At 32.5% G+C, this 12777-nt stretch carries 12 protein-coding genes; 6 read left to right on the top strand and 6 right to left on the bottom strand.

Features of this window, described 5'->3' with window-relative positions; all coding sequences use genetic code 11:
• From nqrE to H0I23_RS01075, 5 genes are read right to left on the bottom strand one after another with little or no spacing between them, the layout of a single operon-like run.
• On the bottom strand, positions 1 to 735 hold the full coding sequence (gene nqrE / locus H0I23_RS01095) for an NADH:ubiquinone reductase (Na(+)-transporting) subunit E (RefSeq protein ID WP_216784636.1): 735 nt from the start codon (positions 733 to 735) through the stop codon (positions 1 to 3).
• Positions 736 to 759: 24 nt separating this feature from the next.
• Positions 760 to 1407: an NADH:ubiquinone reductase (Na(+)-transporting) subunit D gene (locus H0I23_RS01090; RefSeq protein WP_216784635.1), complete on the bottom strand. Its 648-nt coding sequence runs from the start codon at positions 1405 to 1407 to the stop codon at positions 760 to 762.
• Between the two features lie 2 nt (positions 1408 to 1409).
• On the bottom strand, positions 1410 to 2159 hold the full coding sequence (locus tag H0I23_RS01085; protein ID WP_216784634.1) for a Na(+)-translocating NADH-quinone reductase subunit C: 750 nt from the start codon (positions 2157 to 2159) through the stop codon (positions 1410 to 1412).
• Between the two features lie 2 nt (positions 2160 to 2161).
• Positions 2162 to 3430 carry an NADH:ubiquinone reductase (Na(+)-transporting) subunit B gene (locus H0I23_RS01080; protein WP_216784633.1) on the bottom strand — a complete coding sequence of 423 codons (1269 nt, stop codon included), beginning with the start codon at positions 3428 to 3430 and terminating at the stop codon, positions 2162 to 2164.
• 2 nt (positions 3431 to 3432) lie between these two features.
• Positions 3433 to 4782 carry a Na(+)-translocating NADH-quinone reductase subunit A gene (locus H0I23_RS01075; protein ID WP_216784632.1) on the bottom strand — a complete coding sequence of 450 codons (1350 nt, stop codon included), beginning with the start codon at positions 4780 to 4782 and terminating at the stop codon, positions 3433 to 3435.
• Between the two features lie 183 nt (positions 4783 to 4965).
• Between H0I23_RS01075 and H0I23_RS01070 the strand changes: the two genes are divergently transcribed.
• From H0I23_RS01070 to H0I23_RS01055, 4 genes are all read left to right on the top strand, one after another.
• Positions 4966 to 6210, top strand: coding sequence for a DUF5103 domain-containing protein (locus H0I23_RS01070; RefSeq protein WP_216784631.1), 1245 nt, complete (start codon positions 4966 to 4968; stop codon positions 6208 to 6210).
• Between the two features lie 242 nt (positions 6211 to 6452).
• Complete coding sequence (gene apaG / locus H0I23_RS01065) at positions 6453 to 6839, top strand: Co2+/Mg2+ efflux protein ApaG (RefSeq protein WP_216784630.1); 387 nt, start codon at positions 6453 to 6455, stop codon at positions 6837 to 6839.
• A gap of 83 nt (positions 6840 to 6922) precedes the next feature.
• Positions 6923 to 8551, top strand: a complete 1629-nt coding sequence (gene pruA, locus H0I23_RS01060; protein WP_216784629.1) for an L-glutamate gamma-semialdehyde dehydrogenase — start codon at positions 6923 to 6925, stop codon at positions 8549 to 8551.
• 191 nt (positions 8552 to 8742) lie between these two features.
• Positions 8743 to 9300, top strand: coding sequence for a DinB family protein (locus H0I23_RS01055; protein ID WP_216784628.1), 558 nt, complete (start codon positions 8743 to 8745; stop codon positions 9298 to 9300).
• A 406-nt stretch (positions 9301 to 9706) separates the two neighbouring features.
• Here the strand turns inward: H0I23_RS01055 and rsmG are convergent, their stop codons facing one another.
• A complete protein-coding gene (gene rsmG, locus H0I23_RS01050) occupies positions 9707 to 10342 on the bottom strand; it encodes a 16S rRNA (guanine(527)-N(7))-methyltransferase RsmG (protein ID WP_216784627.1) in 636 nt (211 codons plus the stop codon).
• A 120-nt stretch (positions 10343 to 10462) separates the two neighbouring features.
• Here rsmG and H0I23_RS01045 point away from each other — a divergent pair, with 120 nt between their 5' ends.
• Entirely contained in the window at positions 10463 to 11563 is a 1101-nt protein-coding gene (locus H0I23_RS01045) for an acyl-CoA desaturase (protein ID WP_216784626.1), read from the top strand.
• Positions 11564 to 11578: 15 nt separating this feature from the next.
• Positions 11579 to 12769: a pyridoxal phosphate-dependent aminotransferase gene (locus H0I23_RS01040; RefSeq protein WP_216784625.1), complete on the top strand. Its 1191-nt coding sequence runs from the start codon at positions 11579 to 11581 to the stop codon at positions 12767 to 12769.
• The last annotated feature ends 8 nt before the right edge of the window (positions 12770 to 12777 follow it).

The raw sequence follows: 12777 nt of genomic DNA, 5'->3' as shown, positions 1-12777 counted from the left end.
TTATTTATTTAAAATATCATTATAAGAAACTTCTTTTTCAGTCATTTCTTTTTTAATTTCCTCTTCTTTCACTTTTTGAGCAGTCATAACTTCTTCTTCAGCAGGAGCTTCATCACCACCTGTTAACATACCACCAAAACTCATAAAACCAATAGCCATTAAACCAGTGATAATAAATGTAATACCCAAACCTCTTAACGGAGCAGGAACATTTGAATATCTGATTTTCTCTCTAATAGCGGCAATTGCTAATATTGCTAAGAACCAGCCAATACCCGAGCTTAATCCATAATTAAATGCTAGACCTAAAGATTGTATATCTCTAGATTGCATAAATAATGAACCACCCAAAATAGCACAGTTTACCGCAATTAATGGCAAGAAAATACCTAATGAATTATATAATGATGGTGAGAATTTCTCAACCACAATTTCTACCAATTGTACCATTGTTGCAATCGTTGCAATAAATAATATAAAAGATAAAAAACTTAAATTATAATCTGCATATTCTGGACCTAACCAAGCTAAAGCACCATCTCTTAAAAGATACTGATCTAACAACCAGTTTAAAGGAACAGTAACTGCTAATACAAATATTACGGCAGCACCTAAACCTACAGCTGTAGCAACCTTTTTGGATACAGCTAAATAAGAACACATCCCCAAGAATGTGGCAAATACCATATTATCAATGAATATGGATTTAAAGAATAATTCTACATGTTCTAACATAACAATAATTTCTTGGTATAACTACTAATTTTCTTCTACTAAAGCTGGGTTACGAGAACGTTGTACCCAAATTATAATTCCCACAACTATTAAAGCCATTGGAGAAAGCAACATGAACCCGTTATTTTCATATCCAATTGCATATAAACCAGTCTTAGTAATCGGATCTCCTAAAACTTTGAAACCTAATAATGTTCCTGAACCTAACAACTCTCTAAAGAATCCAATGATGATTAAGATAACACCATAACCTAGAGAGTTACCAATACCATCTAAAAAAGATCTCCAAGGTCCGTTTGCTAAAGCAAAAGCTTCAAAACGACCCATGATTATACAGTTTGTGATAATCAAACCAACGAATACTGAAAGTGTTTTACTTAGCTCGTAAGCAAAAGCTTTTAAAACCTGATCTACTATAATAACCAATGCAGCTACTACTACAAGCTGAACAATAATTCTAATTTTAGAAGGTATCACATTTCTTAACAAAGAAATCACAACGTTACCAATACCTAAAACGAACATTACTGAAACTGCCATTACTATTGAAGCTTTAAGCTCTGCAGTAATTGCTAATGCAGAACAAATACCTAATACCTGTATAGTAATTGGGTTATTATCTGCTAAAGGATCTAAAATTAATCCTGTATCTTTTTTTGAAAGTAATCCCATAATTATTTTACTCTAATGGTTTTTAAATAGTCTTGATAAAGATTCATTGTTTCAGAAATCATTGCTGAAACACCATTCCCTGTAATTGTTGCTCCCGCAAGTGCATCGACAGCATTATCATCTTTTCTTTCGTTAACAGGATCATTATTGCCTTTTGCAACATTAATACCAGCATAACGAGTACCTGATAAAATTGTTTCACCTGTAAAGTCGTCCATAAAGTAACGTTGCTTAATGTTTGCACCTAAACCAGGAGTTTCACCTTTATGGTCAAAGTAAACACCTTGCACAACCATTTGATCATCTAAAGCGATGAATCCCCAAATAGCATCCCAAAGTCCTTTACCGTACATTGGTATGATATAAAAAGTTTTACCTTCTTTCTCACCAACAAATAATGGCAACCTAGGAGTTTCTCCCTTTTGAGCGATAGCCACTTGTTTTTTCATATTTATTAAATATGCATTATCATCTTTAGTGATTTTATCACCTTCGATTACTAACTGCTCTTTAATATATTTTGTAAATTCTGCCTCTACTTTATCAGCAGGAATAAAATTTACACTTCCCTCATCAACATTCTCATTTACGCCCATTGCGTAAAGAATGTTTTGTTGCTTTTCAAATCTTTCGTTTTCCTTAATTTTATCACTCAAGCCCGAAGCCGTTAGTGCTAAAACAGAACCTACGATTACAACCATTACTGCCGCAAATACTACCGTATAAACGTTTTTATCTGTGTTAATTGCCATAATTAAACGGTTTCAGCTTTTAATGTTTCTGATTTACCATCAGTATTAACTGGTAATACTGTAGCATTCTTTAATCTCTTCATTCTTTTCTTCACATTACTTTGAATAACGTAATGATCGATTGTTGGTGCAAAAACGTTCATTAACAATATTGCTAAGAACACACCTTCAGGATATGCAGGGTTGAATACACGAATCATTACAGAAATAAATCCGATAAAAAAACCATAATACCACTTACCTTTATTAGTTTGAGAACCTGTTACTGGGTCAGTTGCCATATAAACGATACCAAAAGCTAAACCACCAACTATTAAATGCTGCCAGAAAGTAAAACTCATTAGTCCGTAAAATTTACTAGTATCAGTAATCCAACCAGCACTCACAACTCCATTAAACATTAAGCCCATAACCAAAGCACCTATAACAGCACTTAACATTATTCTCCAGCTTGCTATTTTACTAAAAATCAAGAACAAACCTCCCAATAATATTAAGAATGTAGATGTTTCACCAACTGAACCTGGTATAAAACCAAAGAACATATCCGATATAGAGTACGTCATTTCAGCACCTTTTCCTTGTGCTAAAAAACCTAAAATAGTTTCACCTGAAATAGCATCTGGTGTACCTGCTAATTTCACAGCATCATATACCCAAACTTTATCACCACTCATCCAAGTTGGATAAGCAAAGAATAAGAAAGCTCTAATTGTTAATGCTGGGTTTAAGATATTCATTCCTGTACCTCCAAAAACTTCTTTTCCGATAACAACACCGAAAACAACTGCTACAGCTAACATCCAAAGTGGAGTGTCTATAGGTACAATTAATGGAACTAACATACCTGTTACTAAATAACCTTCTTCTACCTCGTGTCCTTTAATAACAGCAAAAATAAATTCTATTAAAAGTCCAACCCCGTAAGAAACAATTACTAGTGGCAATACTTTGATAACACCAATCCAGAAATTATCCCAAGTTAAAAAGTTCCCTACTAGAGAAACTTCTCTAACAACACCCTTTGCTGCATCGATAGCAGCAAAATGTTGATAACCTGCATTAAACATTGAAAACAACAATACTGGCACAAGTGCCATTATCACTGTATTCATCGTACGTTTTAAATCATCTGCACCTCTAACGTGACTCCCAGAATGTGTAGTTTCATTAGGAGCGTATAAAAAAGTATGAATTGCATTAAAAGCAGGAGCCATTTTTTTGCCCTTGTACTGCTCTTTAAGTTCGTGTAATTTATTTTTAAGGCTCATATTTATCCTATTTCTTTTTGTAATAAGTCTAATCCTTCACGTATAATTTGCTGATGTGGTTGTTTAGATATACAGATAAACTCCGTTAAAGAAAAATCTTCTGGAGCTACCTCGTACAGTCCTAACTGTTCCATCTCATCCAAATCTTTTACCATACAAGCTTTTAACAATTGCATTGGATAAATATCTAAAGGAAATACTTCTTCATACTGACCTGTAACCACAAAAGCTCTGTGTTCACCATTCGTATTTGTATCTAAATCAAATTTCTTTTTAGGAAATAACCATGAAAAAGTCATCGCTCTTGTCGTAGAAATTTTATTGAAAACTGGCTTATTCCAACCAAACAACTCATAATCATCACCTTCTGGTATTGCAGATACGGTATTATTGTAATACCCTAAATAACCATCTTGACTAGATTTAGAACCGGTAAGAACATCTCCGTTTATAACTCTAAACTTTTCTTCTTTTACCCCGCTAGCATACAAAAACGTAGCCACTTCTGCTCCTATTTTAGTAGTATAATATTGTGGCTTTTTCACAGAAGAACCCACAAGGGCTATTGTTCTTTCTGGATTAAACTTACCAGTCAACAACAATTCTCCGATAATAATCAAATCTTGAGGAGTTACCACCCAAACAGTTTCACCTTTATTAATAGGATCTACTTTATTGATTAGCGTACCAACTAAACCTGAAGGATGAGGACCTGAAACTTTATGAGAATCAACACCTTGCAAACTAGCTAAAGGAGAACTTGAATCACCATAAGAAACATGAACCTTACCTGAAGTTAATTTAGCCAATGCCGAAATAGCAACTTGTAATTCTGCTTCTTTCCCTTTTAAAACGTAATCAAAATTTGCAGCAAGGGGTGCAGATGCATATCCTGAAACAAAAATAGATTTTGGAGTTACGTTAGGGTTAGCAACAACATCGTAAGGACGTTGTTTTACAAAAGGCCAACAACCAGACTTCAACAAAAACGCTTTAACATCTTCCGATGCAGCATTTTTTAAATCAGGAACAGTATGCTCAATTTGTTCTTGAGTTTTATCAGCTAAAATCTTAAGAGAAAGAATTTTTCGTCTTTCACCTCTTTTGATTTCGGCTAATTCACCACTAACAGGAGAAACAAAAATCATGTTTTCATGATCCTTGTTATAAAAAAGGGCTTCACCTGCTTTTACTTTAGCACCTTCTTTAAGCAGCATTTTCGGGGCAACCCCATGAAAATCCTGAATATTTATGACATAAACATTGCTCGAAGGAGCTTTGGAAGTTGCTAATTCAGCAGCACCAACCAAATTTATGTTTAAGCCTTTTTTAATTCTGATGTCTTTAGACATATTAATGTAGACCTTAGGTTAACAAAATTTGGTGCAAATTTAAAATTTTAAGTACAAATTACGCCAATAAAACAATATAACATATGTTATTTATATAGATTCTAAATAAAGAGATTCGTTTGATTATTACAACACATTTTAGGCACAACTTTTGCTTATATTTACAAAAATTAAACCTTACAAATGACTTTTAAATTTACAGCTATATTTTTATTTTTTATTACTAACGCTGTTTTAGCCCAAGTTCAATCAGAAGTAAATCCCCCATCTAATATAAAATCTATTGTTTTTAAAGGAGAAACAGATGATCAATTTCCTATAATTCAATTAGGTGAAACTATTTATTTAGAATTTGATGATTTAACAGCAAGCGAGCAAGACTATTATTATAAAATAATTCATTGTAATTATGATTGGACTCCCTCAGATCTTTTAAAATCACAGTATATAAATGGTATTGATGACCAGAGAATTACTGATTACGATAATAGCTATAATACACTACAGCCTTATTCGAACTACAGATTAACACTACCTAATGACAATGTTAAACTAAAAGTAAGCGGTAATCATATTATAGAAATATATGACAGTAATTATGAGCTGCAATTTTCAAGACGTTTTTTAGTATATCAAAATTCAGTAACAGTTAGCACTCTTACCAAACGAAGCAGAGATTTTAATTATATTAACGAAAAGCAAGCTGTACAAATCAATATTAATTACAGTAACTATACTATTGTAAATCCAAAAAAAGAAGTAAAAATTGCAATTCTTCAAAATTATTATTGGCCAACCGCTATTTATAATATAAAACCCCAGTTTACTATCGGCACCGAACTTGTTTACAAGTACGATGAAGAAACTAGTTTTTTTGGAGGAAACGAGTTTTACAACTTTGATACTAAAGATTTAAGGTCTGCCTCTGCAGCAATAGCTTCAATTGAACTAACTGACTTATATAATCATTACCTATACACCAACAGATTTAGAAATGACAAACCCTACACGTACTTTCCGGATATAAACGGTGATTTTGTAATCAGAACATTACAAGGAGATGACTCATCAAGAGAAGCAGAATACACCAATGTTCATTTTAGCCTACCCTATAAAAGAGGTTTAGTCTTAGATAAAGTATACGTTTTTGGAAAGTTTAACAATTACGAACTTAATGAAGAAAACGAAATGACTTACAATGAAGAAAACGGCTTAATGGAAGCAAGTATAAAAATCAAACAAGGTTTTTACAATTACAAGTATGTTTTAAAAGATGACAAAAGTGAAATTAAGTTAAACGAAGTGTCTGGCAACTTCCATTATACAGAAAATAATTACTTGGTTTTAGTATATTATAGAAATTTTGGAGATTTATATGACAGCTTAATTGGAATCGGATCTACTAATTCGACCAATTTAAAAAATTAATGTTTTGTTAAAAGGGGTTCCACATCTAAAAAAACAGAATTACACCGAACTTAATTCTCTAAAATTTCACAAAATAAGAATCCTTCCTATCTTGCTTAATATTAGATTTTTAGTACATTAAATCAGTTTAAGTTTTAAAAACAATTATTGATTTAAGACTCAATACGTTTTTAAGTATTTTTTGTATTTTTGTACTGAACTAATTAAACTGTAATTCATTAGTGTTTTAGACTCTTAAAAATATGACTACCCAAATTACAAAAGGCATAAAAATTTCAGTAAATACTAGTTTTGAAGGCACGTTCTTTAAAAACTACAAAACTCACTATGCTTTTGGGTATACAATCACTATTGAAAACCAAAGTAAAGACGCCGTACAATTAACTTCTCGTCATTGGCAAATTTACGATTCATTAAATGAGCTTGAAATATTAGATGGTGAAGGTGTTATAGGTAAAAAACCAGTTATTCAACCCGGCGAATCTCACACTTACAGTTCTGGCTGCTTATTAACTTCAACAATTGGAGCAATGAAAGGTCATTACAATATGGTTAATTTCGGAAATAACGACAAGTTTAGAGTATACATACCTACCTTTAAATTCAGCACTCCCTTCACCCTAAACTAAAGCTTCTATTAGTTTGCAATAACTTTTTTGTCCTTTCTACTTTTAGTATCTTTATCCCGACTATTCAAATAAAATTAATAAATATGGGTAAAGGATTTTTTCAAGTTCCTACTGCAATTAACGAACCTATAAAAGGTTTTGCTCCAGGATCACCAGAAAGAGAAGAAGTATTAGAACAATATAAAGCTTATTATAATGGATCTGTAGACGTTCCGTTATACATCGGAAGTGAAGAAATTAAGACTGGTAATACAAAGCCAATGTCACCTCCTCACGATCACAAACATATTGTTGGTCAGTACCATGTTGCAGAAAAAAAACATGTAACAAAGGCTATTGATAACGCTTTAGAATCAAGAACTGCTTGGGCCAATTTAGCTTGGGAACAACGTGCTGCCATTTTTTTAAAAGCTGCTGATTTATTAGCTGGACCTTACAGAGCTAAAATAAATGCAGCTACAATGATAGCGCAATCTAAAAACATACATCAAGCTGAAATAGATGCAGCTTGTGAACTTATCGACTTTTTACGTTTTAACGTAGAGTACATGTCTGAAATATACCAAGAGCAGCCTGATTCGGCAGAAGGTATCTGGAATAGAGTTGAATACAGACCATTAGAAGGTTTTGTATACGCAATTACACCTTTTAACTTTACTGCAATTGCTGGAAATTTACCAGCAAGTGCTGCAATGATGGGCAACGTTGTTGTTTGGAAACCTAGCGACAGTCAAATATTTTCAGCAAAAGTGATTGTTGACGTGTTTAAAGAAGCTGGTGTACCTGATGGCGTTATTAATGTAGTTTACGGAGACCCAGTTATGGTTACCGATACTGTATTAGCAAGTCCTGATTTTGCAGGATTACACTTTACAGGGTCTACTCATGTTTTCAAAGAATTATGGAAACAAATCGGAAACAACATACACACTTACAAAACGTACCCGAAAATTGTTGGAGAAACAGGTGGTAAAGATTTTATTTTAGCACATAAAACCGCAAACCCTAAACAAGTTGCAACAGCAATAGTTCGTGGTTCTTTTGAATTTCAAGGACAAAAATGTAGCGCAGCATCTAGAGTATATCTTCCAAAATCATTATCAGAGGAAATTCTGAATTATGTAAAAGAAGATTTAGAGTCTATGAACAAACCAGGTTCTCCTGAAGACATGACTAACTTTATAACAGCAGTTATACATGAAGGCTCTTTTGATAAATTAGCAAAATATATAGACCAAGCAAAAGTAGATAAAGATGCTGAAGTATTTGCTGGCGGTAATTATGACAAATCTACAGGCTATTTCATTGAGCCAACAGTTATTGTTACAAAAGACCCTAAATACACAACTATGGAAACTGAATTATTCGGTCCTGTAGTTACTATTTATGTTTATGAAGATCAAGACTGGGCTGAAACTTTAAAATTAGTTGACTCAACATCTGAATATGCATTAACAGGTGCTGTTTTATCTAAAGATCGTTACGCGATTGAAGAAGCTACTTTAGCTTTACAGAATTGTGCAGGTAACTTTTACATAAATGATAAACCAACCGGAGCTGTTGTAGGTCAACAACCTTTTGGTGGCGCTAGAGCATCTGGAACAAATGACAAAGCAGGTTCTGCTCAAAATTTATTAAGATGGGTTTCTCCTAGATTAATAAAAGAGACATTTGTTACTCCTGTAGATTACAGATATCCTTTTTTAGGATAAGTAACTAAAATTTTATTTTCAAAAGCCCAAAAATTTATAATTTTGGGCTTTTTTTTGCTCTATTACCCACAAAACAGAGGCTTCAAAATAGGACTCAACAAACAATTACTTTATAAATTATAACTTTTGACAATCACTATAATTTACAAAACACTATATTTATTATACACAACTAACTCATTAAATAAAACATGAAACTAAAACTAGCATCATTAATTGGAATATTTCTTATCACCACATTTTCTTACAGTCAGGACGAATTAGGAATGCAGGATATTAAAAATCCACAAACAAACCTAACTCAAACAACAATTCACGATGTTTTAATTGGCAACCAAAAACAAGTTATTCAATTAGCTGAAGCTTTCTCAGAAGATCAATATAATTGGAGACCTATGAAAGGCGTTAACTCTATTAAAGAAGCACTCTTACATGTTGCATCTGCAAATTACTATCTAGCATCAAAAATGGGTTTTGCACCACCTGAAGATGTTGACGTGATGGGCCTATCAAAAATCAAAGGAAAAGATAAGGTTATAGCTGCAGTTAAAAAATCTAACGATTTTGTACTAGAATCAATATTAAAGATAGAAGATGAGAGCTTAACCGACGAAGTAGATTTTGGTTTTACTAAAATGAATATGCTTGGAGGCATGCTTGCTATTATGGAGCATAACGGAGAACACAAAGGACAATTAATTGCCTACGCAAGATCTAACAATGTAACACCACCTTGGAGTGTAAACTAAAAACACAGATTATACTAAAAAACATAAAGCCGTTACTTCTGTAATGGCTTTTTTATTTCTCAAAAACAGACATTAAATACATCTAATTAACGTACTAATCATCATTATTTACACATAATTAAATGACATACAGCACAATATCAATGTAAATTTAACGTTAAGTAATTGTAAAATAATAGTAATATACTTATATTTGTATTGTAAAAGCGATGGATTATGGACGAATTTAAAATTATCAAAACAAAGAAAACAGTAGAGAAGAGTATAAAAAACGTTCAATTATACGTTATAAAATATGCGGAAAATTGTCGTAAATCGTATTTAAGCCTATTAAGTATTTAATATTCTTCAATCGTTAAACCAAAAAGCCCAAGATTAATTTAAAAATTAATCTTGGGCTTTTATTTTACCCTTTAAATTTTAAGGGGAGATATACTACTTTTTTTGTTTCAAAAAATTCTTCTTCAAAATAATCTGAAAGATCAAATATTTCAGCTGTTTTATAATCTTTTAATTCCTCAGATAGATCACCACCTTTCAAATAAAGTATACCGTTTCTTCTATCATGTATAGAATCTTTTTTTATTTTTCCTTTTATCCAGTGTACAAAAGTTGGCATTGCAGCTACTGCCCTACTCACTATAAAATCAAAACGCCCCTTTACATTTTCAACCCTATCATTAATCGTAGTAACGTTCGTTAATCCTAAACCCGCAACCACCTCATCAACTACCTTTATTTTTTTTCCAATAGCATCAACTAATGTAAAATGCGTTTCAGGAAAAAGAATAGCTAAAGGTACCCCAGGAAAACCACCTCCAGTACCAACATCAATAACAGTTGTACCTGGTAAAAACTCTTGAATTTTAGCAATTCCTAAAGAATGTTGCACATGCCTAACATACAATTCATCAATATCTTTTCTTGAAACTACATTAATTTTCATATTCCAATCTCTATACAAGTCAGACAAGAGTGCAAATTGTCTTTTTTGTTCAATTGTTAGTGAAGGAAAATGAGTATTTAAAATCGTAGCATCCATAATTGACTATTTTTATTACGCAAAAATAAGACTTTAAAGTCCATAAATATTCTCTTTTTTAAGAAGGTATTTAGAATAATGCTTTGTGAATTGGCTTATCTTTGTTAAAAAGAAAATATTATGAGTACACAGAGTGTTCGTTTCTCAAGAAAAGACTCTGCCCAATTTTTCAAAACATTAAACAAAAGGGTAAATGATTATTTCAAAGAGAATAAAATAAAAAAGACAGGTGACTGGAGATTGCACTTAAAAACTGCAATTATGTTTACATTGTTTTTAGCTCCTTACTTTCTGATTTTAACTTTAGGTTTACCTATATGGGCAAATCTGTTATTAACTATTGTTATTGGAATTGGAATGGCTGGTGTAGGAATGAACGTAATGCATGATGGTAATCATGGTTCATATTCTAATAAAAAATGGGTAAATAAAATAATGGGAAGTAGTATTTATATACTTGCTGGCAATGTTTACAATTGGCAAGTACAGCATAATGTTCTGCACCACACGTATACAAATATTCATGAACATGATGAAGATTTAGAAGCTGGACGAATACTACGTTTTTCTGAACATGCTGAATGGAGAAAACACCATAAATTTCAACATTTTTATTCTATATTTTTATACGGATTATTGACATTCAACTGGGCTGTTACGACAGATTTTCAACAAATGTACAGGTATACAAAACGTAAATTAGCATACGGAAAATTACCAAATCCTTTTTTAAATTGGAGTAAATTAGTAATCACAAAAATTATTTACCTTACTATTTGGATTGTTTTACCAATGCTTATTTTGGATATTGCATGGTGGCAAATCCTTATTGGATTTTTTATAATGCATTATGTGGCCGGTGTAATTTTGAGTGTAACTTTTCAACTAGCACATGTTGTTGACCAAGCCGAAACCCCACTACCAGACAATACAGGTACTATGAAAAACACATGGGCAATACACCAGTTGTTTACTACAGTTAATTTTGGCACAAAAAACAAGATTGTAAATTGGTTTACTGGAGGCTTAAACCACCAAGTTGAACATCATATTTTTCCGAATATTAGTCATGTCCATTACACAAAAATTGCTAAAATTGTGAAAGAGACTGCAAATGAATTTAATTTGCCGTACAACGAATACAAAACAACAAGAAAAGCTATAATTTCGCATTTTAGTCATTTAAAAGAGTTAGGCAAAAAACCTTCTCTACAGTATTAGGAAATAATTTTAAGCATGAGCAATCAACTATCAGACAGAATTAACAGCTTAGCAACATCTGCCACTTTAGAAATGGCAGCAAAAGCAAGAGAATTAAGAGCCGCAGGTAAAGACATTATCGGGCTAAGTTTAGGAGAACCGGATTTTAATACTCCTGACTACATTAAAGATGCAGCTATACAAGCTGTAAATGACAACTACAACTCTTACTCTCCAGTAGATGGTTATGTAGATTTAAAAGAAGCTATTATCACTAAATTTAAAAGAGATAATAACTTAACTTATACATTACCACAGGTAGTAGTTTCTACAGGGGCTAAGCAATCTTTATATAATGTTGCTCAAGTTTGCCTTAATAAAGGTGATGAAGTTATATTACCTTGCCCTTACTGGGTTAGCTATAGCGATATCGTAAAATTAGCAGACGGTGTACCTGTAGAAGTAGAAACTTCTTTAGAAAATAATTTTAAAATGACTCCTGAACAATTGGAGGCTGCGATTACACCAAAAACTAAAATGTTATGGTATAGTTCTCCTTGTAATCCTTCAGGTTCAATTTACAGCAAAGCAGAATTAAGAGCCTTAGCTGATGTACTTAAAAAATACCCACAAATTGTTGTTGTAAGTGATGAAATTTACGAACACATCAATTATGGTGTTACCGCTCACGCTTCAATGGCTGAATTTGAAGACATGTACGATCGTACTGTAACTATTAATGGTGTAGCAAAAGCTTTTGCCATGACAGGTTGGAGAATTGGATATATCGGAGCACCTACTTATATAGCTAGAGCTTGTAACAAATTACAAGGTCAGGTTACCAGTGGCGCAAGTTGTATTGCACAACGTGCCGTTATCACAGCATTAACAGAGCCTGTAAGCCGTATTAAATATATGGTTGACAAGTTTGAGGAACGTAGAAAATTAATACTTAGCTTATTAAGTGACATTCCTGGTTTTAAATGTAATGAGCCAGAAGGTGCATTTTACGTATACCCAGATGTAACTGCTTATTTTGGAAAAACGTTAAATGGAACTAAAATTAATAATGCATCTGATTTTGCTATGTTCTTATTAGAAAATGCAAATGTTGCTACAGTAACAGGTGATGCTTTTGGAAACGGAAATTGTATTCGTATTTCTTATGCTGCCAGTGAAGAACAAATAACAGAAGCAATGGCTCGCATTAAAAAAGCCATAGTCTAACAAAACCC

Origin of the sequence: Cellulophaga sp. HaHaR_3_176 (assembly GCF_019021925.1) — a bacterium.
Lineage (GTDB): Bacteria > Bacteroidota > Bacteroidia > Flavobacteriales > Flavobacteriaceae > Cellulophaga.
Note: the sequence above shows the minus strand (reverse complement) of the source record. Positions and strands in the feature narration are given on the sequence as shown.

Excerpts from the sequence above, each read along its gene's own strand:
- nqrE (WP_216784636.1), bottom strand. The coding sequence starts at position 735 with ATGTTAGAACATGTAGAATTATTCTTTAAATCCATATTCATTGATAAT.
- H0I23_RS01090 (WP_216784635.1), bottom strand. The coding sequence starts at position 1,407 with ATGGGATTACTTTCAAAAAAAGATACAGGATTAATTTTAGATCCTTTA.
- H0I23_RS01085 (WP_216784634.1), bottom strand. The coding sequence starts at position 2,159 with ATGGCAATTAACACAGATAAAAACGTTTATACGGTAGTATTTGCGGCA.
- H0I23_RS01080 (WP_216784633.1), bottom strand. The coding sequence starts at position 3,430 with ATGAGCCTTAAAAATAAATTACACGAACTTAAAGAGCAGTACAAGGGC.
- H0I23_RS01075 (WP_216784632.1), bottom strand. The coding sequence starts at position 4,782 with ATGTCTAAAGACATCAGAATTAAAAAAGGCTTAAACATAAATTTGGTT.
- H0I23_RS01070 (WP_216784631.1), top strand. The coding sequence starts at position 4,966 with ATGACTTTTAAATTTACAGCTATATTTTTATTTTTTATTACTAACGCT.
- apaG (WP_216784630.1), top strand. The coding sequence starts at position 6,453 with ATGACTACCCAAATTACAAAAGGCATAAAAATTTCAGTAAATACTAGT.
- pruA (WP_216784629.1), top strand. The coding sequence starts at position 6,923 with ATGGGTAAAGGATTTTTTCAAGTTCCTACTGCAATTAACGAACCTATA.
- H0I23_RS01055 (WP_216784628.1), top strand. The coding sequence starts at position 8,743 with ATGAAACTAAAACTAGCATCATTAATTGGAATATTTCTTATCACCACA.
- rsmG (WP_216784627.1), bottom strand. The coding sequence starts at position 10,342 with ATGGATGCTACGATTTTAAATACTCATTTTCCTTCACTAACAATTGAA.
- H0I23_RS01045 (WP_216784626.1), top strand. The coding sequence starts at position 10,463 with ATGAGTACACAGAGTGTTCGTTTCTCAAGAAAAGACTCTGCCCAATTT.
- H0I23_RS01040 (WP_216784625.1), top strand. The coding sequence starts at position 11,579 with ATGAGCAATCAACTATCAGACAGAATTAACAGCTTAGCAACATCTGCC.